The sequence below is a fragment of the Amycolatopsis silviterrae genome (assembly GCF_042684085.1).
GTDB lineage: Bacteria > Actinomycetota > Actinomycetes > Mycobacteriales > Pseudonocardiaceae > Amycolatopsis > Amycolatopsis silviterrae.
On the sequence record NZ_JBHUKS010000002.1, the window covers coordinates 46,561 to 68,558 of the forward strand.

General features: G+C 70.1%; 17 protein-coding genes. 10 read left to right on the plus strand and 7 right to left on the minus strand.

The window, feature by feature from the left end; genetic code table 11:
• Window positions 1-11: 11 nt before the first annotated feature.
• The gene (locus tag ACFSVL_RS01035) at window positions 12-3,251 is read right to left on the minus strand and encodes a BTAD domain-containing putative transcriptional regulator (RefSeq protein WP_378299460.1); all 3,240 of its coding nucleotides are present in this window, start codon (window positions 3,249-3,251) and stop codon (window positions 12-14) included.
• Window positions 3,252-3,573: 322 nt separating this feature from the next.
• Between ACFSVL_RS01035 and ACFSVL_RS01040 the strand changes: the two genes are divergently transcribed.
• The 4 genes from ACFSVL_RS01040 to ACFSVL_RS01055 all read left to right on the plus strand — a co-directional run bounded on the left by ACFSVL_RS01040 (window position 3,574) and on the right by ACFSVL_RS01055 (window position 6,198).
• The gene (locus tag ACFSVL_RS01040) at window positions 3,574-3,867 is read left to right on the plus strand and encodes a WXG100 family type VII secretion target (RefSeq protein ID WP_378299462.1); all 294 of its coding nucleotides are present in this window, start codon (window positions 3,574-3,576) and stop codon (window positions 3,865-3,867) included.
• Window positions 3,864-4,127, plus strand: coding sequence for a hypothetical protein (locus ACFSVL_RS01045; RefSeq protein WP_378299463.1), 264 nt, complete (start codon window positions 3,864-3,866; stop codon window positions 4,125-4,127). Before ACFSVL_RS01040 ends, ACFSVL_RS01045 begins: the two co-directional genes overlap by 4 nt.
• Window positions 4,128-4,229: 102 nt before the next feature.
• Window positions 4,230-4,865, plus strand: a complete 636-nt coding sequence (locus ACFSVL_RS01050; RefSeq protein WP_037816759.1) for a response regulator transcription factor — start codon at window positions 4,230-4,232, stop codon at window positions 4,863-4,865.
• Window positions 4,866-4,875: 10 nt separating this feature from the next.
• Window positions 4,876-6,198 carry an amidase family protein gene (locus ACFSVL_RS01055; RefSeq protein WP_378299465.1) on the plus strand — a complete coding sequence of 441 codons (1,323 nt, stop codon included), beginning with the start codon at window positions 4,876-4,878 and terminating at the stop codon, window positions 6,196-6,198.
• 376 nt (window positions 6,199-6,574) lie between these two features.
• On the opposite strand, the gene ACFSVL_RS01060 is transcribed toward ACFSVL_RS01055, so the two are convergent.
• The 4 genes from ACFSVL_RS01060 to ACFSVL_RS01075 form a co-directional block, all read right to left on the minus strand.
• A complete protein-coding gene (locus ACFSVL_RS01060) occupies window positions 6,575-7,840 on the minus strand; it encodes a cell division protein DivIVA (RefSeq protein ID WP_378299467.1) in 1,266 nt (421 codons plus the stop codon).
• Between the two features lie 119 nt (window positions 7,841-7,959).
• Window positions 7,960-9,951 carry an SDR family oxidoreductase gene (locus tag ACFSVL_RS01065; protein ID WP_378299469.1) on the minus strand — a complete coding sequence of 664 codons (1,992 nt, stop codon included), beginning with the start codon at window positions 9,949-9,951 and terminating at the stop codon, window positions 7,960-7,962.
• A 217-nt stretch (window positions 9,952-10,168) separates the two neighbouring features.
• Entirely contained in the window at window positions 10,169-10,876 is a 708-nt protein-coding gene (locus tag ACFSVL_RS01070; RefSeq protein WP_378299471.1) for a class F sortase, read from the minus strand.
• 19 nt (window positions 10,877-10,895) lie between these two features.
• Window positions 10,896-12,383 carry an MSCRAMM family protein gene (locus tag ACFSVL_RS01075; RefSeq protein ID WP_378299473.1) on the minus strand — a complete coding sequence of 496 codons (1,488 nt, stop codon included), beginning with the start codon at window positions 12,381-12,383 and terminating at the stop codon, window positions 10,896-10,898.
• Between the two features lie 319 nt (window positions 12,384-12,702).
• Between ACFSVL_RS01075 and ACFSVL_RS01080 the strand changes: the two genes are divergently transcribed.
• From ACFSVL_RS01080 to ACFSVL_RS01095, 4 genes are all read left to right on the plus strand, one after another.
• Window positions 12,703-13,563: a Bax inhibitor-1/YccA family protein gene (locus ACFSVL_RS01080; RefSeq protein ID WP_378299475.1), complete on the plus strand. Its 861-nt coding sequence runs from the start codon at window positions 12,703-12,705 to the stop codon at window positions 13,561-13,563.
• A gap of 147 nt (window positions 13,564-13,710) precedes the next feature.
• A complete protein-coding gene (locus tag ACFSVL_RS01085) occupies window positions 13,711-14,328 on the plus strand; it encodes an LppU/SCO3897 family protein (RefSeq protein ID WP_378299477.1) in 618 nt (205 codons plus the stop codon).
• Window positions 14,329-14,479: 151 nt separating this feature from the next.
• A complete protein-coding gene (locus ACFSVL_RS01090) occupies window positions 14,480-15,757 on the plus strand; it encodes a YeeE/YedE family protein (RefSeq protein ID WP_378299479.1) in 1,278 nt (425 codons plus the stop codon).
• Window positions 15,758-15,941: 184 nt separating this feature from the next.
• Entirely contained in the window at window positions 15,942-17,474 is a 1,533-nt protein-coding gene (locus tag ACFSVL_RS01095) for a DHA2 family efflux MFS transporter permease subunit (RefSeq protein WP_378299481.1), read from the plus strand.
• A gap of 49 nt (window positions 17,475-17,523) precedes the next feature.
• Here ACFSVL_RS01095 and ACFSVL_RS01100 read toward each other — a convergent pair whose 3' ends face one another.
• Complete coding sequence (locus ACFSVL_RS01100; protein WP_378299482.1) at window positions 17,524-18,867, minus strand: MFS transporter; 1,344 nt, start codon at window positions 18,865-18,867, stop codon at window positions 17,524-17,526.
• 51 nt (window positions 18,868-18,918) lie between these two features.
• On the opposite strand from ACFSVL_RS01100, the gene ACFSVL_RS01105 reads away from it, so the two are divergent.
• Entirely contained in the window at window positions 18,919-19,392 is a 474-nt protein-coding gene (locus ACFSVL_RS01105) for a MarR family winged helix-turn-helix transcriptional regulator (RefSeq protein WP_378299484.1), read from the plus strand.
• Between the two features lie 48 nt (window positions 19,393-19,440).
• Here the strand turns inward: ACFSVL_RS01105 and ACFSVL_RS01110 are convergent, their stop codons facing one another.
• Window positions 19,441-20,661: an acetyl-CoA C-acetyltransferase gene (locus ACFSVL_RS01110; protein ID WP_378299486.1), complete on the minus strand. Its 1,221-nt coding sequence runs from the start codon at window positions 20,659-20,661 to the stop codon at window positions 19,441-19,443.
• Window positions 20,662-20,781: 120 nt separating this feature from the next.
• Here ACFSVL_RS01110 and ACFSVL_RS01115 point away from each other — a divergent pair, with 120 nt between their 5' ends.
• Entirely contained in the window at window positions 20,782-21,708 is a 927-nt protein-coding gene (locus tag ACFSVL_RS01115; RefSeq protein WP_378299488.1) for a pentapeptide repeat-containing protein, read from the plus strand.
• The last annotated feature ends 290 nt before the right edge of the window (window positions 21,709-21,998 follow it).

Genomic DNA, 21,998 nt, shown 5'->3' on the forward strand with positions numbered 1-21,998 from the left:
TCCAGCCCGGTTCACTCTCCTGCCGCCCGCGCGCGGACCGGACTCGCCCGCCGGATGCCGTACGGCTTCATCCGCGTTTCGGCCCGCCGCACGTCCCACGCGGCGCCGACCGAGGTGTAGCTGGTGAGTGCCGCGAGGAAGGCCGTCCGCGCCTCGTCGAGGCGGCGGTACTCGGCGAGCAGGATCGCGGCGTCCTCGCTCGCGCGGGCGTGCTTGAGCATCCGGCCGGCGGACTCGTAGTGCGTGGCGGCGCCGAGGATCGCGTCCGGATCGGCCGTGACCAGGCCCCGGCAGTGCGCGGTCGCCGCGGTGTGCGATGGCGGCGTGTCGTATCCGCTGGTGTCGCCCATCAGCCGCAACGCGCGGAACGCGTGCGGCTGGTCGCCGAGCTGCATCGCGAGCCGGGCGAGATCGGGCAGCCACTGCTGGCGCGCCGCGGGCGGATAGCTCTGTTCCAACAGCGGCAGCAGCGCGGCGAGGGCGGCGTCCGGATCCCCTTCCAGCTCGGCGAGCTGGGCGCGCGCGGCGAGCAGGTAGTCGCCGCCGTTCGGTTCGAGGCCGCGCGGGAACTGGTGCCGGGCCGCCGCGTCGAGATGCGCGCGGGCCTCCTCCGGCTCGTCCCGGTGGCTCGCGATCAACGCGCCGACCCCGTGCACCAGCAATGCCGATCCCGGGCTGCGCAACACATACGACGCGGTTTCCGCGCCGCCCCGGATCACCGTGTCGAGTTCGGCCAGCGCCTCGCCCCAGCGGCCGCGCCAGTAGTAGTGCACCGCGCCGGCCAGGTGCATCTCCCCGGGCACCGCCCGGGTCGCGGCCAGCCGGCGAGCGGTGCTCAGGTCGGCTTCGTTGTCGAGCCCGTCGAGCACGCCCAGTTCGGACAGATCCGGTGCGGCCGCTTGATTGTCGACGGCGAACCGTTCGATCGTCGCGCGCAGCGTTTCGTGCCGTCCGCGCCACATCTCCGGCACCTTCGGGTCGGCCAGCGTGCGGCGGACCTCCGACGAGGCTTCGGCGAATTCGCCGCGGCGGTAGTAGATGTAGGCGAGGATCCAGCGCATTTCCGCGGCCTGCCTGCTGTCCTTGGTGCGCGCGACCACCGAGCGCGCCTCCGCCTCCGGCTCCCGGCCGAGCCAGAACAGCAGCCGGGCGAGCGTGGCGGTGAGCGGTTCGCGGGCCTCGGCGGGCAGCACGGCCTGCTTGACCACCTGTTTGAGCAGGTCCACCGCGATCCGCGGCGATTGCGCGGCGACCGTGCCGATGTGCTCGACCAGCCACTTGGCGACCCACGGGTCCACCTGGGCGGGCGCGGCGGCCAGCTGCTCGGCGACGCGTTCGGCGCCCGCACCCGCTCCATCGAGCGCTTCGGCGAGCTGCCGGTGCAGCGCGACGCGCATCGCGGCCGGGGTCTTTTCGTACAGCACGCGGCGCAGCAACGGATGCCGGAACGCGAGCAGATCGCCGGACTCGACCAGCACCCCGGTGGTGAGCGCCTCCTCGACCGCGGCGACCAGCGCGGTCGGCGCGCGTTCGGTGGCGATCGCGATGTCGGCGAGCGAGAATTCCTTGCCCAGCAACGCCGCCCAGCGCAACAGGTCTCGGGCGGAGCTGGAGAGGAAGATCAGGTACAGCGTGATCCGCGAGCCGAGCGGCGACGGGATCGACCGGCACGAGGAACCGTCGACGATCGCGTGCGCGCCGTCGAGCAGGATCATCGAATTGGCGAGCAGCGTTTCGACGATTTCGGTGGCGTAGCGCGGATTCCCGGCCGCGTGCCCGAGCAGCAGCGAGAACATCCGGTTCGGCGGCGCCCCGGCGAGGTCGGCGGCGATCTTGCGGATCTCGTTGTCCAGCAACGGTTCCAGTCGCAGCAGCGTGGTCGCGCCGGACGCCAGGTCCGCGGCGAGCGCTTCGAGCGCGGCGGAACGGGGGAGCGGACGGCTCGCTCCGACGAGCAGCAACGGCAGCCGCCGGGTCTCGCGGGCGAGGTGCTGCCACACCTGCAGCGTGGTGTCGTCGGCCCACTGCAGATCGTCCACCACGAGTGCGAGCGGCCCGTCCGCGCACAGCTGCCGGACCAGCCCGAGAATGCCCTCGACCGGGTCCAGCTCCGGGTTCTCGGCGAGCGCCACCGCCAGCTCCGCGCGGCGCAGGTCCGAGGCGCGCGGGTGCACGCCGAGCGCGTCCAGCAGAGGACGCAGCGCGAAACCCTGGTCGAGCGAGTCGGCGGCGGCGAACAGCGCGGGGTAACCGGTCTCGTGTGCCATCGCGACGGTTTCGGCCAGCAGCGCGGTCCGGCCGATCCCCGGTTCGCCCTTGACCCACACCGAACGGCCGAGGCCGCCGCCGAGACCGGCGACGGCCTCGCTGACCAGCTGAAGCTCGTTCTCCCGCCCGACGAACGTCGCTGGACGCGGCGGCAGCACCGGCAGCGGGAAGCGGGGGACCTTCGACACCGGCGCTGGCGGCACGGCCTCGTCGGCGGCCAGCAGCTTTTCGTAAAGCTCCCGCAGCGCCGGTCCTGGTTCGGTGCCGGACGCTTCGACGAGCCGCTCGCGCAGCTCGGTGTAGACGGTGAGCGCCTCGTGATGCCGGCCCGCCTGGTCGAGCGCTCGCATGAGCAGACCGTGCAACGGCTCGCGGAACGGATGTTCGGCGGCGAGTTCGCCGAGCTGCGTGACGAGCCCGGCCGCCTCGCCCGCGTCCATCGCCAGCTCGGCCCGGCGTTCGACGGTCGCCAGCCGGAGTTCCTCCAGCCGCACCCGCTGCGAGGTGGCGTAATGCCCGGAGAGACATTGCAGCGGCGTGCCGTCCCACTCCGCGAGAGCCTCGTCGAGCACGCTCCGCGCCTCGGCCCGGCGTCCCTCGGCGAGCAGCCGGTTGCCGAGGTCGCGCAGCGCGCTGAAGCGGTGGACGTCGATCTGCTCCGGTTCCACACAGAGCGAGTAGCCGGACCCGGTGGAGGCGATCAGCCGCGATTCGGCTCCCTTGCGCCTGCCCGGTTCGAGGACGCGGCGCAGCCCGGAGATGTAGGTGTAGATGCTCCCCTGCGCGCTGGCCGGGGGCGCGTCGCCCCACACCGCGTCGATGAGCACTTCGCGGGAGACCGTGCGGTTCGCGGAGAACGCGAGCACCGCGAAGACAGTGCGCCGATGAGCGGAGCCGAGGTCGAGCTGCCGGTCGCCGAGCCAGGCTCGCACCGGTCCGAGCAGCTGGATTTCCGGCGCCGGGACGCCGCCGGATGCCGACATCGGTCTCCCTTCACGCGCTGACTGATCGTCACACGCCGGATGCCACTGGTGAGCTTACGCCGAAAAGGTGACGTCGCGGGACCGCCCCGGGTTGCTTTTGCCGGTCTTGTCCAGCGAATTGTCCGGTGGACAGAGTCGGGACGGCGGCCGCTGGGTGAACTCGGGGCAAACCGGCCCGGCGGTCCGGCAGGCACACCTGTCGCGACAAAGGGGCATCGGACCGGAACTCCGGTTTCCGAAAGGGAATCCCTGCGGCAGCCTCGATGGTGAACCCGCGCGCTCGTTCGCGGCTTCGACGCGCGGACGGTGAGGAGGAGGCGGCGTGGACCCGGTTGCGGCCCCGGCGGACCCGCCAGCGCAGGCGGCGAGGTTCGCGGCGGCGATCGACGCCGCGAACGCCTGCTTCGGCCAGGTGAACAGCGAAATGGCGGCGCTGCAGGCGTCGTGGCGCGGCGAGGCGGCGGTGCGGTTCGGCCAGGCGATGAACGATTGGGAGCGGCAGTTCGATCGCATTCTCGGAAGTCTGGCAGATCTGGTGGACGTCGCGCGCGGTGCTGCCGCGCATTCGGCCGCTGAGTGCTCAGATGAGCGCATTCGGTGCGCCGATCGCCGATGAGCGGTGATCCCGGCTTCGAGCAAGCCGCCGAAGTGCTGTCCCGGATCCGCCGGACGACCGGCGACCTCGGCGCGGTGCTCGCCGCCCTGGAGTCCGAGGTGGAGCCCGCCGTGGCACGGTGGCCGGCGGCGGCGCGGGCCCGCTACCGGGACGCCAAACGGGAGTGGGCCACCGCGCTGGACCGGATGCCCGAATGCCTCGACCGGGCCGCCGAAGCCTTCCGCGAGATCTCCGCCGAAGACCCGGATAGAGACCGCTGAGCTGCGAAAACCCCGGTTTCCTTCAGCGGCCTTCACGAGCGCGCCAGAAAACGTGAAGTCTCGCGGTCCACACTGCGTCCAGACAATGTGGAGGGGGTAGTCGTGAAGCTCGTCAAGGTCGCAGTTCTCGCCTCGGACCCGATCACCCGGGCCGGTGCGGCGAGCCTGCTCGGTTCGCGTCCGGAGCTGGTCCTGCTCGGCCAGGACGCGGCGAGCCAGGCGGACGTGGTCCTCGTGATGGAGGAGCACGTGACCGACCGGGTGCTGTCGCAGGTGCGGGACCTCGGCAGGCAGTCCGAGCAGCTGACCGGACCGCATCTGGTGATCGTCGTCGACCATTTCCGCGAGAGCGACCTGATGACCGCCGTCGAATGCGGCGTCGTCGCGATCCTGCCGCGCCGCGAGACCGGCGGCGGCGAACTGGTCGCGGCCGTACTCGCCGCCGGCGACGGCACGGCGACGCTGCCGCCGCGGCTGCAGGGCGCGCTGCTCGCACAGGTGCAGCGGATGCGCCGCGACGTGCTGGAGCCGAACGGCCTCACGCTGTCCGGTCTGGCGTCCCGCGAATGCGACGTGCTGCGCCTGGTCGCCGAGGGCTACGGCACCGAGGAGATCGCGACGAAGCTCTGTTACTCGGAGCGGACGGTCAAGAACGTGCTGTACGGCCTGATGACCCGCTGCGGCCTGAACAACCGCGCCCACGCGGTGGCGTATGCCCTGCGCGCGGGCGCGATCTAATGTGCTGAACATGGCGCAGACGGCGGTAGAAATCGCTCGCGGAGTGCGGGCAGGAGAGCTGGACCCGGTCCAGGTGACCGAGGAAGCACTCGCCCGGATCGCGGCGGCGGACGGCGTCGTCGGCGCCTTCCGCCGAGTACGCGCTGCCGAAGCCCGAGCCGAAGCCGCCGAAGTCGCGGCCCGCCCGGACCTGGCTTCGCTGCCGCTGGCCGGCGTCCCGGTCGCGGTCAAAGACGTCACCGAGGTCGCCGGCGAATACGCGGGCTGGGGCTCGGAAGCCGGCCCCCGCACCCTCGCGGACACCGACGGCCTGATCGCCTCCCGCCTGCGCGCGGCCGGCGCGGTGATCGTCGGCCTGACCCGCGTGCCCGAGCTGTGCATCTTCCCGACCAGCGACGATCCCGGCGGTATCGCCCGCAACCCGCGCAACCCGGCCTTCACCGCAGGCGGTTCCTCAGGCGGCAGCGCCGCCGCGGTAGCCGCGGGCCTGGTCCCCATCGCACACGGCACCGACGGCCTGGGTTCCATCCGCCTGCCCGCCGCGATGAGCGGAATCGTCGGCCTGAAACCGGGCCGCGACGTCGTCCGCGAAGACACCCCAGGCTGGTTCGGCCTCTCCACCCACGGCCCACTGGCCACGACCGCCGCCGACGCCGCCCTCCTGATGTCCGTGCTGGCCGACCGCCCCGAATGGTCCGCGCTGGCCACCCCTGCCTCGCAACGAATCGCGACCTCAACCCAGGTCCCCTTCACGCGTGCCCCGCTGCCACGCCCGCTGCGCGGTGCCGTCGACCAGGCCGCGGAACTCCTGCGCACCGCAGGCCACTCGGTCTCCTCCGCGACCCCCGCCTACCCCCTGCGCGCCCTAGGCGGCCTGGTCACCCGCTGGCTCGCCGGTCCCGCCGAGCAAGCGGCCGGTTCGTTCGACCTGCCCCGCCTCCAGCCCCGCACCCGAACCCACGTCCGCCTAGGCCGCCTGACGGAACGTCTGGTCAACGACCGAGCCCGCGACGAATGGCAAGCGATCGCGGCGGAGTTCTTTGGCGCGCACGACGTCCTGGTGACCCCGACCCTGGCGACCCTCCCGCTGAAAGCCCGCCGCTGGCACCGGGAATCCTGGCTGGCGAACGCCGTCCCGTCCTCGCGGGTGGCTTCGTTCACCGGCCCGTGGAACCTGGCTGGATATCCGGCGCTGTCGGTCCCGGTTTCCCGCCATCCGGTCCATGACCTGGCGTTGTGCGTGCAGCTGGTGACCCGTCCCGGCGGGGAGCCGGTGCTGCTGGGCTTGGCGGCGGAACTGGAATCGGCGAACCCCTGGCCGCGGACGGTCTGACTCCCGCCTGCCGACATACCGTCAAGGCTTCTCGCGGGAAGCTAAGCCCGTGAAGGTGCCCCTCACGTCCCTGCTGGACCATCCACAAAGGACACCAGAACCGGCGAAATGTCCGCTTGATGCCCGAATATCCATATTCGAAGGTCCGTGAAGGGAACCCTGAGGGAATCAGAGTCCGTGAAGGTTCCCCTCACGGACGACCCAGCCCCGCGCCCGTCGGCCCGCCGCGAGCCGCACTGGCCATGGCCAGTCCGACGGAGCCTCAACGGCACGCTGAGGTCCTTGGGAGTGACTGCTGAGAGCCGTGAAGGGCACCTTGAGGGAATCTGATTCCCTCAAGGTGCCCTTCACGGACTTGGTTCCCGGTGCCGCGGGGTTAGCTGCTGGGCTTGCCCGCCGTCTGCGGCTGGGACTTCGCGCCGTTCCCGGCCGAGCCTTCCGCCGATGCGCCGTTCGACGCTCCGCCGTTCCCCGCCGAGCCATTGCCGGACTTGGCACCGTTTCCGGCCGCGTTGTCCTTCGCGGCGTTCCCAGCCCCGCTGGCCCCCGCCGAGCTGTTCGAGCCCTTCGCATTGTTTCCGGCTGGGCTGTTCGCCGACCCGCCCTTCGCCGAACCGTTCCCGCCCGTGGCCTTCGAGCCGGAACCGTTCTCCGCCTTCGGCTTAGGCGACGGCGACGGCTTCGTCTCCACCGCCCCCGGCGACGGGTCCGGCTTGGCCGGGTCGTCGCCGCCGACCAGCTTCGACGCGGCAGGCAGCACCGATTCCGCGGGCAGCGCCGTCAGCAACCCCTCGCTCCGGCCGAGGACCTCGTCCGCCATCGCCAGGTTCTTGCGGGCCTGCTCGCGGATCTCGGCGAGCCGTTCGACCTTGCGCGTCGCCGCGGTGGTGCGCTGCGCGGCCTGCGTGGTCGCCTCGTCGAGCCGGCGCTTGGCCTCGGCCGTCGCCTCCTCGACGCGGCGCGTGGCCTCCGCGGTGGCCTCCGCGATGCGGCGTTCGGCCTGGTTCTTGCTGGCCGTGCGCTGGTCGGTGATCATCTTTTCGTGCGCGGTGCGCTCGGAGGTGATCTTCGCGTCGAAGTCGCGCTCGATCTTGCGGCGCTTGCGCTCGGCTTCGTTGTCGAGGAGTTCCCGGCGCTGCGCCGCCTCGACCGTCAGCCGCTGCACTTCGGCGCGGGTTTCCTTCAGCGCGGCCTCGTGTTCCGAGTGCAGCGCTTCGGCCTGCTTGTCCAGCTCCTCGACCAAGCGGTGGTACCGCTCGCGCAGCTTCGTGGACGCCTCGGTGGACGACGCCCAGTGCTTCTCGGCCGCCACCTGCGCGCGCTTGGTGATCTCGTCGGCTCGCGCGTGCGCGAGCGCGACGGTGCGCTGCATCCGCTCGTCGAGGTCCTCGAGCCGCTCCGGCGGCTTCATCAGTTCCTCGACCCGCGACTGCAGCTTCGACACCTCGCCGCGCGCCGCCTCGAGTTCGCGCGACAGCGTGGCGACCTGCGTGGCCGCCGCGTCGCGGTCGGTGATCAGCCGGTGCAGCTGACCTTCGAGGTGGTCGAGGTACTGCCGCACCTCGGTGCGGTCGAAGCCGCGCCAGGCTTCGGTGTACTCGCGCCGCAGCGGGAGGAGGCCGTTGTCTCGCTCGGGAACCATGCCCACGACCGTACCCGCGCACCTGGCGTGCGTGCCGCCAGGAGTGGTGAATCACCGCCCCGGGTCGGTTCTTCGTGGCGATCTCGCCTGAACGGCCTCACCCACCGGGCGAGCCGTCACTACCAGTGGAACCCGCGCGACAGCCGGGCCAGCGCCATCGCCGCGCGGGACAGGTGTTTCTCGCCCCTTCCGATCTTCAGTTTCCCGCTGCCGCCCGCCGCCGCGGAGTCCGGGAAAATCCGGAAACCCTGGTACGCGATCGCGTCGGTGAGCCCCGGCGCGAGCGTGTAGGTGAGGCCGATCGCCTGCCCGGCCGGGGTGCCGATGTGCTTCGGCCGCTGCACGAGCGCTTTCAGCACCATGTCCGCCGCCTGTTCCGGCGATTTCGTGGGGAACGCGTCGTAGATCTTCGTCGGCCGGATCATCGGCGTCCGCACGAGCGGCATGTGGATGGTGGTGAAGGTGATCCCGTCGCCGTGCGTTTCGGTCGCCGCGATCCGGGAGAAGTAGTCCAGCGCGGCCTTCGACGCGGCGTACGCGGAAAACCGCGGCGCGATTCCCTGCACGCCGATCGAGGAAACGTTCACGATGTGCCCGAACTTCCGCTCCGACATGTGCGGGAGGACCGCGAGGATCAGCCGCACCGCGCCGAAGTAGTTGATCGCCATCGCGCGCTCGTAGTCGTGCATCCGGTCGTACGACAGTTTGATCGACCGCCGGATCGACCGGCCGGCGTTGTTCACGAGCATGTCGATCCGGCCGTGTTCGGAGAGCATCGCGTCCACGGCCTTGTGCACCGAATCCTCGTCGGTGAGGTCCGCCGGGTACACCGACGCGGTGCCGCCCGCCGCGATGATCTCGTCGCGCACTTCTTCCAGCTCGTGCTGCCGTCGCGCGACCAGCAGCGGCACCCCGCCCGCCGCGGCGACCTTCAGCGCGGTGGCCCGCCCGATGCCCGACGACGCGCCGGTGATGATCACCCGGCGGCCGTCCAATTCGCCGCGCGGGCCGTGCTTGCGCGCGCGGAACGGGTCGAGGTGTTCGCGCCAGTAGCGCCACAACGTCGCGGCGTATTCGTCGAGCCGGGGCACCTCGACGCCGCTGCCCGCCAATGCCTTGCGCGTTTCCGCGGACGCGAAAACCGACGGGAAAGCCATTGTCTCCAGCAGCACCGGCGGAATGCCGAGCCGCTCCAGCACCGCGTCGCGGGCGATGGTGAAGCCGGGAATGTGCTCGCTCAGCTTGACCAGCCCGACGATTCCCTTCGACACCTTGTCGCCGAACTGCACGGTGATCGTCGGCGCTCCGGCCGCCCGCGCGAACGCGTTGTAGACCGACACCACCGGCTGCGGCTCGGGGTTCACGAGGTGGAAGGCGCGGCCGTCGAGACCCGGCGTGGTGACCAGTTCCAGCAGCGCCTTCGCGACGTAGTCGACCGGAACCACGTTGGTGTCGCCCAGATCCGGGCCCGCGGACGGGATGTCCGGCAGCCCGGCGAGCCTGCTGATCGCGGGGAAGAGGTAGTACGGGCCGTCGATCTTGTCCATCTCGCCGGTCTGCGAATCGCCGACCACGACCGCCGGCCGGTACACCCGCCACGGCACCTCGTGCTGTTCCCGGACGAGCTTCTCGGCCTCGAATTTGGTGCGGTGGTACGGCGTGATCAGCCGCTGGCCCACGTCGAACATGTCCTCGGTGAACAGTCCTTCGTGGTCACCGGCGACGGCGACCGACGAGACGTGGTGCAGGCAACCGGCACGCAGGTCCGCGGCGAGGTCGACGACGTTCTGCGTACCGTCCACATTGGCCCGGATGCTGGTCTCGTCGTCGGCGGTGATGTCGTAGAGCGCGGCGAGGTGGATGACGTGGTCGACGCCTCGCAGCGCCTCCCGGTCCGCTTCGGACACTCCCATCAGCGGTTCGCCGAGGTCGCCGGACACGAGCGTCACGCGGTCCGGATGCGGCCATCCGTCGACGAGCGCGGCCAGCTTCTCCCGCGACGACGCCCGCACCACGAGCGCGACCCGCTCCACGTCCGGACGGGTGAGCAGCTGCCGGGTGACCTGGCGTCCGATCAATCCGGTCGCGCCTGTCACCAAGAACGTCGCCATCTCCATCACCCTCCGCCGTGCCGCCGCCTGAACCCATGGGCATTCTGCTGCATGGACGCCGCCCTGACCACAACGCGGCAGGGTGAGGTTACTCGCAAGTAACTTAGCGTCCGCACGGGGTCCCGCAGGTGAAGGTGGATTTTCGCGAGCGACGGGCCGGCCGAAAACTGCGCGAATGGCCCCCTCGCGCGGCTTCAGCGGGGCACGAGGGGACCCCTCACGCCGGATCCGCGATCACCACGCGGTTCTCCTCGTACCCGTCGCTCCCGCCGATCCAGCGTCCGCCGCAGGTCACCAGGACCACCCGGTGCGGACCGGCCTGCCCGAAGAGATCGTCGGCCCGGCTGGGCAGGTCGTTCTTGTGCACGGTGACCAGCTGCGAAATCCGGTACCGGCTCGTCTTGCCCGCGCGGTCGACGATCGTCACGACGCCGCCGATGCGCTCGTTCCACAGCTCCGAGAACGGCCCGGTCGCGCCGCGCCAGTTGACGTGGCCCGCGAACACGCTCGCGCCGCTGACCGCTTCCAGATCCGCGCCCCACCACGCCGCCTGGCTGATGTCCGACGGCACCGGCAGCGTGTTGCCCGGCCCGAGGTCCTGGCGCACCATCGCCGCGGTCCCGCCGCCGGGCAGCCGCAGAGTGCCCGGTGCCTGCGGACCCGGTTCCGGAGCCTGCCGATGCTCCGCGGGCGCGGCCGGCGGCGCCGCGGAGCTAGGCGGTGCCGCCGAACTGCTTGACGGCGGAGGTGGCGCGGGCGCCACTTGCTGCGGAGAAGCGGCCGGTACGGCGGCGGCGACCGGGGACGCGCTCCCGGCCACCACCGTCGTCGGCGGTGAACTGATCACGACCGTCGCGAGTTCCACTGCCAGCACGCTTGCCGCGCCGAGCACGAACCCGCCGACCAGCCGTCCTTTTCCGGTCATCTGTCCTTGCTGCTTTCGATTACCGCCGCGCCGACCGCCGAGCGGCGAACCCGACCAGCCCCGAGCCGACGAGCACCAGCGCCGCGAGACCCGCGATGCCAGCGGTGGAGAAGCTCGTCTCGACGGTGCCCTTCGCCATCGTCACCGGCAGATCGCCGGCCGGGATCGCGTGCGGCACCTCGTTCGGCGTGTTGGCCACAGTCAGCGCAAGTGTGCCGCCCGGCGTCAACGACCCGCACGCGGCAGGCGGGTTGTTCGGATCGAACGCGTTGGTGTAGCCCGGCGGCGCGTTCACCTCGACCACGCAGACCTCCTGCGGAGCCAGCAGGTTTTCGACGGTCGCGGTCCCGTTATCACCGCTGGTGGTGACCACCACGGGCTGGCCGTCGGGACCGTTGAGCGCCTTGCCGTCCTTCCCGGTGGCCGCGGTCTTGCGGTCCTTGCCGGTGATCCGCAGGGTCGCGCCGCCGATGCCCTTGCCGGTCTTGGCGTCAGTCTTGGTGACCTGCACCTTGCCCGGCTTCGCGACGGCGACCACACCCTGCGCGGTCAGTTGCTTTTCCCCGCCGGTACCGACGACGCTCTGCACCTCGCCGTTGTGGTTGACCGGGTTCTGCACAGTCGGCTTGTCCGCGGGCGCGGACAACGACGCGGCGAGCTTCGGCTGCTCGCCGGTCGGCGTGACCTTCAGCGTCACGGTACCGTTCGCGTCGGTCTTCAGCGTGCTGTCTTTTCGGGCTGATTGCGGCGCGGAGTTGCCGGACGAGGAGTCCGATGCCTTTTCCGCGTCTGCTTGCTTGTCCGCTTGGCCGACCGTCGCGTCGGTAGCGGTCAGCTTCACCGGAACGTCCGGGATGCCCTTGCCCTTGGAGTTCTTCACCGTGACCGTCCAGGTCGCGGGCTGGCCGAGGTGCTGGTCGCCCTTCGGCGCGGTGACCGACGCGGTCCACGGGCCGCGGTTCGCTTCGGCTTCGGCCTTCATTTTGACCACGTCGTCGGCCGCGGCCTGGGAAGCCGTCGTGAGGTATCCGAGGTAGTCGGACTCCGGATAGGCGACGTCCTTCTTGGGCAGGCTCGGGTCGGTGTCGCCGGGAGTGCGCGACGGCGCGGTCCACGAGTGGAGCAGGTGTGCCAGTGCGGCGGCCTCGTCCTTGTTCGTGGTGTTGCCGTAGCGCAGCAGCAAGTAGGAGATGTTGGCCGCGACGTCGGCGGGGAGCTTCGTGCCCCACTTCGTCAGCAGTTCGTCGCCCGGCTTGTATTCCTCTTTGCTGTCCGGTGCCTTCAGGTGGAAGCTGACGCAGAACACGTCCTTGCCGTTCACCAGATAGGTGCCCAGCCAGTCCGTGTGCTTGTTCTTGAGCGTGACCGTGTGGCCGATGTGTTCCTTCGGGTCCGCGGCGGCCGGGGTGGTCCCCAGCGCGGTTACGGAGAGTGCGCCGAGCAGTGCGGTCGCGACCAGCCCGGTGGCCGCGCGCCAGCGAGCGCGCGGGCGTGAGATCCACCCCATGGTGTGTTGACTCCTTCGACGTGCCCGCCCGGCGCCAGAACGGCGTCCGCGCAGTTCACCTGATCGAATAACTCCCCGACACGCGTTCGGTCACTTCCCGGACACGCGAGGTGAAGGTTCGCGGGTCACCGTGGGAGTTGTCTAGAGACCATCGGGTGACCTGCGGTGAACGGTCGTGACCTTCATCGCCTACGGTGGCCGTAACGGGGGTCGCCCACCCGCGCGGGTGATGGGTAAAATTGGCTTTACTCGACGGGAACCAGCGGGCCCGCGCGGTCGTTGAACCCGATGCAAGGTGCCATAAGGTCCAGGAGGACAGGTGCGTTCCAGCAGCAACCCGGCGTTCCGCAATCTCCCGCGCGGCGCGGCCGCGACCGGGCAGTACGGGCCGAACGTCGGCTTCGACCAGCCCTACGGCCAGCCGCAGGGCCAAGGCGGCGTCCCGGGTTACGGCCCGGGCCAGATGGGTACCGCCTCCGCCGACCGTCCGATGACGGTCGACGACGTCGTCATCAAGACCGGGATGTCGCTCGGCGTCGCGCTCGTCGTCGGCGTGCTCACGGCGATCTGGGCGCAGACCCAGCTCGTGAGCGACTCCGCCGGCCGGGTTTCGCCCAGCGGTCCGCTTCTCGGCGCGCTGATCGGCGGGCTCGTGGTGGGCCTCGTCATCTCGCTCGTCATCATCTTCAAGCAGAAGCCGAGCGGTCCGCTCACGCTCGTCTACTCCGGTGCCGAGGGCCTGTTCCTCGGCGCGCTCAGCGGCCTGTTCGAGGTGTTCCTGCCGGGCATCGCCCTGCAGGCGCTCATCGGCACCGCCGGCGTGTTCGTCGCGATGCTGGTCGTCTACAAGACCGGCGCGGTGAAGGTCACGCCGAAGCTCACCAAGTGGATCGTCGGCGCGGTCGCCGGCGTGGCCATCCTGATGCTGGTCAACCTGGTCACCGCGGTGTTCTTCGGCTTCAACCCGCTGCGCGACGGCAGCCCGATCGCCATCATCTTCAGCCTGGTGGTCATCGGCATCGCCGCGTTCAGCTTCCTGCTCGACTTCGACCAGGCCGACAAGATGATCCGCGCCGGCATGCCGTCGAAGTGGGCCTGGTACGCCGCTTTCGGCCTGATGACCACGCTCGTGTGGCTGTACCTCGAGATCCTGCGTTTGCTGTCTTACCTGCGCGACTAACCGTCGCACAGGCTTCCGGGAAGGGGCGCTCCGCGTTACGCGGAGCGCCTTTTCTGTTTTTCTGCCCCGAACCTCTGCGAACCCGCACGGTCGTCGTGTTGGATGTAGCCCGGCCGGACTCTTTCTTTCGGGTTTGCGAGGTATTACGTGAGCGTCCCACCGCACGGGCACGGACCGCAGCCGGGTTACGGCCAGAACGGGCCGTCGCCGTTCCAGCAGCACTACGGTCCGGGCGGGATGCCGCCGCAGCAGAGCCCGAAGCGAAGCTTCCCGACCAAGACCGTGGTGCTGATCGCGGTCGCGGTGGTGGTCGTGGCGGCGGGGGTCGTGATCGGCTTCCTCAAGTTCGGCAACTCGACCAGCAACACCCACGCCAGCGACTGCATGCACATCGAGAAGTCCGGCTCGACCACCACGACGAAAACCGTCGACTGCGCCGACCCCGGCGCGAACGTCAAGGTCGCGGTCGTCCGCTCCAGCCGGAGCGGCACCTGCCCGCGCGGGGACTACTACCGCTACACCACCGGCGGCAAGAACCACCGCGTGCTCTGTCTCGTTCCCAACGTGCGGCAAGGGGATTGCCTCTCCGGGCTCCAGACTGCCACGACGACCTACCAGAAGGTCGCGTGCACGGACCCGCAGAAGAACGCCGAAATCGTCAAGCTGGTGCCCGGGGCGAAGGACCGTTCGGCGTGCGAGGGCAGCGGTTCGACCGCCGCGCGCTGGTACTCCGACCCCGAGGAAGCCATCTGCATCAAGAGCTGAGCGGGGCGGTACAAAGGGGCTGTCCGGACGCCCGGTTTCGGCCGTTCGTCGCACTCCGTGGGACAGGCTGCGTCCGGTGCTCGCGCGGACCTAACGTGGATCGCCGCCCGCCGCCGGGCGGCCCCCGTTGATCCCCGACCCCCCAGGAGACGTGGTGGCGACCACCGATTCCCCTGTCGACGAGCGAAAACTGCTCGATTTTCCGACCTCCTGCGAGGCTCCGGCTCCGAAACCGGAGGAGCCGGTCAAGGTCCTCCCGCTCGCCGTCGCCGCGGTGCTCGCGGTCGGGCTGACCGCGTACGTCTGGGCCGCGCACGGCGCGAAATTCGGGGTCCTGCTCATCCTGGGGCTGGCGCTCGGCCTCGCGCTTTTCCACTCCCGCTTCGGGTTCACGTCCGCCTGGCGGCAGCTGATCGCGGTCGGCAACGGCCAGGGCCTTCGCGCGCACACCCTCCTGCTCGGCACGGCGGCCACGCTCATCGCCCTCATCTGCGGCACTGGCGCGGGTCTCTTCGGCAGCAAACCGGTGCCGGTGTCGAACGTCGGGCCGATCGGGCTCGCGCTGTTCGTCGGGGCCACGCTCTTCGCGATCGGCATGCAGCTCGGCGGCGCGTGCGCGTCCGGGACGCTGTTCGCGGTCGGCGCCGGGCAGTCGACGATCGTGCTGACCCTCGGCGGGTTCATCACCGGCTCGGTCCTCTACACCTGGGGCTACCCGCTGTTCACCGGCTGGCCGCAGCTGTCTGGGTTCCTGCTTTCCGACCACGTCGGCTGGTTCGGCTCGTGGGCCATCACGATCGCGGTGCTGGTCGCGATCGTCTTCGGGACCCGGCTGGTGCAGAAGCGCCGCGTGCCGCCGCCGGTCGACACCGTGCCGACCGCGCACGGGTTCGCCCGGATCTTCCGCGGTTCCTGGCCGATCCTCGCCGGCGCGGTCGTGCTCGGCGTGCTGGCCGGCGCGGTGTACCTGGTTTCCGGCGGCATCTGGGGCGTCACGAGCGCGTTCAGCCTGTGGGGCGCGAAAATTCTCCAGGTGTTCGGACTGCACCCGGAGCAGTGGGAGTTCTGGCAGCTGAAGGCGAACGCGACGTCGCTGTCCAAGCCGATCTGGCAGGACAAGACGAGCCTCACCGACATCGGCATCATGATCGGCGCGTTCGTCGCCGCCGCGGCCGCGGGCGCGTGGAAGATCCACAGCTCGATCCCGTGGCGCACCGCGGTCGCCGCGATCCTCGGCGGCATCCTGATGGGCATCGGCGCGCGGCTGGCGAACGGCTGCAACATCGGCGCGTACCTCGGCGGCATTTCGGTCGGCAGCCTGCACGGCTGGCTGTGGGGCGCGTTCGCGCTTTTCGGCACCTGGATCGGGCTGAAACTGCGGCCGTTGTTCGGTTTGGGCAACCCCGTGCGCACGGACAGTATCTGCTGACCCGCCGTGGGGGCTTTTCGCAGGTCATCGCGACCGCGCAAAGTCCCCACGGATTTCCACCAGAAGCGAATTCGGCTGCGTCGCCCGTCGCCGCTCGGCTAGTCTGAAGCGCGCGCAAGGGGGAACCGCGGTCGTATTGTCGCGCCGCGGGCTTGCGCCTCACCACTAACAGATGGGGTTCCGCATGTCCGCACCCGCGACTCCGGCCGCGCCGGATGCCGGTGACAAACTCGACCGGGGAGTGCTGAAGGTCGCTTCCGTGGTGGTGCTCGGCGCCATCATGGCGATCCTCGACACCACTGTGGTCAACGTCGCGCTCCAAAAGCTCACCATCCAGTTCACCACGTCCTTCGACACCATCCAATGGGTCGCGACCGGCTACATGCTGGCCCTGGCGACGGTCATCCCGGTCACCGGATGGGCGTCCGACCGGTTCGGCACGAAGCGGCTGTACCTGCTCGCGATCGGCACCTTCCTGATCGGCTCGATGCTGGCCGGGCTGGCGTGGAACGTCGAATCGCTGATCGCGTTCCGGGTCGTGCAGGGTCTCGGCGGCGGCATGCTGATGCCCGCGGGCATGACGATCCTGACCCGGGCGGCGGGCCCGCAGCGGATCGGCCGCGTGATGGCCGTGCTGGGCGTGCCGATGCTGCTCGGTCCCATCTGCGGCCCGATCCTCGGCGGCTGGCTGGTCGACTCGGTGAGCTGGCGCTGGATCTTCTACATCAACGTCCCGATCGGCCTGATCGCCTTCCTGCTCGCGCTGCGGATGCTGCCGAAGGACAACCCGGAACCGGGCAACCGGTTCGACTTCCTCGGCATGCTGATGGTGTCGCCGGGCCTGGCCCTGCTGATCTTCGGCGTCTCGCGGATTCCGTCTACCGGCACCGTCGCCGATCTCGAGGTGTGGCTGCCCGCACTGGTGGGTCTCGCGTTGCTGGTCGCGTTCGTCGTCCGCGCGCGGACCATGGAGAATCCGCTGATCGACCTGAAGCTGTTCCGGAACCGGTCGTTCTCCGGCGCGATGATCACCATGGCGGTGTTCTGTGTCGGCTTCTTCGGCGCGATGCTGTTGCTGCCCACGTATTTCGTGCTGGTGCGCGGTGAGACCGCGCTGAACGCCGGTCTTCTGCTGGCCCCGCAGGGCTTCGGCGCGATGCTGGCGATGCCGATCACCGGACGGCTCGCCGACAAGATCGCGCCGCGCAAGATCGTGCTGCCCGGCCTGGTCCTGATCGTGCTGGGCATGGTGGTGTTCACCCAGGTCACCGCGACCACGCCGTACTGGCAGCTGTTGTCCGCGCTGTTCGTGATGGGCATCGGCATGGGCTGCACGATGATGCCGATCACCTCGGCCGCGCTGCAGACGCTGGAGTCCAAGGACATGGCGAAGGCCTCGACCGCGACGAACATCCTGCAGCAGACCTCGGGCGCGATCGGGTCCGCGGTGATGTCGATCATCCTGGCGGCGCTGCTCGCCGGGAAGTTCGGCGTGCCGACGAGCCAGGGCCAGCTGGTCGCCACCGCGGCGACGATGAACCCGGCCACGCACGACGCCGCGGCCGGCCTGGCAGGGGAGTCGTTCGCGACGACCTTCCTGTGGGGCACCGTCCTGCTGGCGCTGTGCCTGGTGCCCGCGTTCTTCCTGCCGAAGAAGCGCGTGGTGCCCGCGGCGACGGAACCCGGCGAGGTCGCCCCGCCGGTGCCGATGCACTGACGTACTCCGCAAAAGGGCCGTCCGCGTTGACCCGCGGGCGGCCCTTTTCTTATGCGGACACCAAGTCGTGCGCGGCCCGTGGCGCGAGGAGCACCCCGGCCAGCAAGACCGCGGCGGCGAGCAGGAACACGATCGGCAGCGCCGCACCGCTGTCGACCGTCAACGTGATCCACCCGAACACCGCGATCCCCAACGACCCGCCGATCTGGCGGGCGAAGGTCAGCGTCGCCATCCCGGCACCGAGAATGTCCTTTGGCACCATCGACTGGGCGAGCAGTGTGTACGCCTGCATGGACAGTCCCAGCGCGGCACCACTGCACGCCAAGCCGACCACCACGGCCAGCATCCGCAACCCGCCAGACGCCAGCGGAATCGAAGCGGTGCAGACCAGCCCCACGACGCCGAGCACCAGACCGAGCCGTCCCCAGGCGGTGACGCGAGGCCAGCGCCGAGCGAGAAGCGCGAACCCGCTGGTGACCACCACCTGCCCGATGCTCATCGGCAGCAGCAGAAGTCCCGTCGCCGCCGGGTTCTCGCTGATGGCCAACGGCACGTAGGTGAAGCTGCCGAACAACGCCACCCCAGTCAGCAAGGTGACCACGACAGCCCGGGTCACGCCAGGATCGGCGAACAACCGCGGTGGAACGAGCGGCGCGGCAGCACGCCGTTCGACCCGCACGAACGCCACGGTCCCGGCGAGCGCGACAGCAGCCAACACCGGCGCGGCTACGGGATTACGCGCGAGCGCTTCGCTGCTGCCCAGCGCGACGATGCTGCCGCCGACCAGCGCGACCAGCAGCGCACCAGCCACGTCGAACCCTCGTCGATCCGCCTCACGCTTGCCGGGCACCGACCGGATTCCTAATGCCAGCGCCAGAACGCTGACCGGAAGGTTGACCAGAAAGATCCACGGCCACCCCGCGCTCGCCGCCAGCAGCCCGCCCAGCGGAGCCCCGCCGATCGAGGACACCGCGAACACCGCTGTCAGCCAGCCCTGCCTGCGTACCATTTCCGTCCGGTCGAACAGTTCGGCCATCGCAGTCACCGCGGCCACGATCAACCCGCTGCCGCCAAGGCCCTGCACCGCCCGCAACCCGATCAACGCGGGCAGGCTGGGTGCCAGCGCGCAGCCGAGCGACGCGACCGCGAAGACCGTCACCGACCCGACGAACGTCCGTCGCCGGCCCCAGCGGTCGCCAAGACTCCCGTGCACCGGCGTGGCCACGGCGACTGCCAGCAGATACGCCGCGGTCACTCCGCCCACCGCGCCGGGATTGCCCAGGTCAGCCCCGACCGACGGCAACGCCGCGACCACCACGTTGGTGTCCAGCGCCGCCATCAGCATGCCGAGCAGGAGCGCGGCGAACGCGGCGTTCCGCGAGAATGTATGCATATCGCACACGTTATGCGTGCGTATCGCATACAGTCAAGGTAGGCTGCCGCGGTGAACGCATCGAACGACAATTCGGAAAGTGCCTCGCTCGCCGAGGCAGGCCCCGCCCTGTTCCGGCTGGTCCGCTACTGGTCGCGGCGCTGGATTCTGCGCACCGCCACCGAACTCACCGGCGAAATGCGGCACGTGCAGCACATCCTCGCCGTCGAGGCAGTCGACACCGCCGGTGCGCGCACGGACGAGGTCACTGTCGCGACCGTCGCGCACCATCTCGGCCTCGACCACTCCGGAGCCAGCCGCATGGTCCGCGACGCCACCGCGGCCGGGTATCTCGTCCGCGCCACCTCGGGCCAGGACCGCCGCCGCGCTTCGCTCCAGCTCACCGACGCCGGTCGCGAGCTGCTCGCCGGATCCCACCAATGGCAGCGCCACACCTTCGACGAACTCACCGCCGGCTGGTCGCCCGTCGACCGGCAGCGCTTCGCCGGCTACCTGCTCCGCCTGGAAAACCAGCTCGAACGCTAAAAAGGGCCGCCCGCGAACCTTCGCGGACGGCCCTTTTCGTTGCTGGGACTAGGAAAGCCGCTCCAGCACCATGGCCATGCCCTGCCCGCCGCCGACACACATCGTTTCGAGCCCGAACTGCTTGTCGTGGTGCTGCAGGGAGTTGATCAGCGTCGAGGTGATCCGCGCGCCGGTCATGCCGAACGGGTGGCCGACCGCGATCGCGCCGCCGTTGACGTTCAGCCGGTCGAGGTCGATGCCGAGGTCGCGGTAGGACGGGATGACCTGCGCGGCGAACGCCTCGTTGATCTCGACCAGGTCGATGTCCGAAATGGACAGTCCGGCGCGGGACAGCGCCTGCTTCGACGCCTCGACCGGGCCGTAGCCCATGATCTCCGGCGACAGCCCGGTGACGCCGGTGGACACGACACGCGCCAGCGGCGTCAGGCCCAGCTCGCGCGCCTTCGTGTCGGACATGATCACGACCGCCGCCGCGCCGTCGTTGAGCGGGCAGCAGTTGCCCGCGGTGATCCGCCCGTCGGGGCGGAAGACCGGCTTCAGCCCGGACACGCCCTCGATCGTGACGCCCGCGCGCGGCCCGTCGTCCTTCGACACGACCGTGCCGTCCGGCAGCGTGACCGGCGTGATGTCCTTGGCCCAGAAGCCGTCCGCGATGGCCTTCTCGGCGAGGTTCTGCGACCGCACGCCGAACTCGTCCATCTCCTCGCGGGTGACGCCCTTGAGCCGTGCCAGGTTCTCCGCGGTCTGGCCCATCGCGATGTAGACGTCCGGGAGCAGCCCGTTCTCGCGCGGGTCCTGCCAGCTGTCCGCACCGGATTCGGCGGTCGCCTTGGTGCGCGCCTCGGCGTCGGCGAAGAGCGGGTTGTGCGTGTCCGGCCAGGAGTCGGAGCTGCCGTTGGCGAACCGCGACACGGCCTCGACGCCCGCCGAGATGAAGACGTCGCCCTCGCCCGCCTTGATCGCGTGCAGCGCCATCCGGGTGGTCTGCAAGCTGGACGAGCAGTAGCGGGTGATCGTGCAGCCGGGCAGGTGGTCGTAGCCGAGTTCGACCGCGACCGCGCGGCCCATGTTGAAGCCGGACTCGCCGCCGGGCAGGCCGCAGCCGAGCATCAGGTCGTCGATGTCGGCGGGGTCCAGCTGGGGCACCTTGTCCAGCGCCGCGCGCACCATCTGCACGGCGAGGTCGTCGGGGCGCATCCCGACCAGAGAGCCCTTCCCGGCGCGGCCGATCGGGGAGCGGGCGGTGGAGACGATGACGGCTTCGGGCATGACAGACACATCCTCGGGTCGGCGGCACTAAGCGGTTGCTCACCATCTTGCCGCGTCCGGCGTCCGTCCGAAAGCCGAAGGCGACATGCACCACCTTGCGCGCATGGGAGGATTCTCGCCGTGGCGGAGCGCAACCGGGTGTTGTCCACCCGCACGATCGCGTGGTGGGGGACCGGCATCGTGCTGCTCGCGGCTGTCGCGGCGGCGCTGCTGTTATGGCTGCTCGGCGGCGGTACGCCGGCCGATTCGTCCCGGCTCGACGCACTGCGCACGGCCTCGACCCTCGTCGTCGGGACCGGCGGCGCGGCCGCGCTCCTGCTCGCCGCGCGAAAGCAGCGCTCCGCCGAACTGGATCTGGAACAGAAGGACCACGACGCCACCGAGCGCCGGATCACCGACATGTACGGCAAGGCCGCCGACCAGCTCGGCAGCGACAAGGCCCCGGTCCGGCTGGCCGGGCTGTACGCGCTCGAACGGCTCGCCCAGAGCCACGCGGACCAGCGGCAGACCATCGTCAACGTCCTCTGCGCGTACCTGCGGATGCCCTTCGAACCGGCTGCGGAAGGCTCCTTGGAGGAACTGCAGGTCCGCAAGGCCGCGCAGCGGATCCTCATGCTGCACCTGCGTCCGGGCAGCGAGGCGGAGCCGATGGGGTCGTACTGGCCGGACATCGATCTCGACTTCTCCGGCGCCCGGCTCGTCGCGCTGACCCTCACGCACTGCCGGATCCGTTCCATTGTCTGTTACCAAACCGAGTTCGAGGAATTCGCGACCTTTCGCGATACGGAATTCGGCACCAAGGCCGATTTCCACGAAGCCGTCTTCCGTGACCGCGCGGACTTCCGAAACGCGGTCTTCGGCGGTAATGGCGACGTATTCCGTGGCACACAGTTCGAAAAACATGCGGAATTCGGAGTCAACTCGAAGGCGGGGCTGGCCGGCGCACTCGCGAAGCCCGGATACAAACGGTCCTGGCCGCCCGGCTGGACGGAAGAACCCGGCAACGACGGATGGCTCCGGCTCCTCCCTTCGAGTGTTTCCGAATAACCGCGGAACCACTAGGCTCGGTGAAGAGTCAACAAGGAGAGAAACCCGATAACGAGAGGAGAACCGGTTATGCGCGCCGTCAAGCTGTGGTTTGCCGCATCGCGGGCCGGGACGGACCTCCGGGACGGGGAGACGGATCGGCGTGCGGCGGCCCTCGGGCCGAACCCGGTGTCGACGCGCGGCTTGGTGGCTGCCTGAGGTCCGCGCCGGGGAGGCCTGACCTCGCCCCGCGCCGCCCGTGGCCCCGACGCGCACCCGGAGACCGCCCGCCGGTCCCGCGGTAGCCCGTC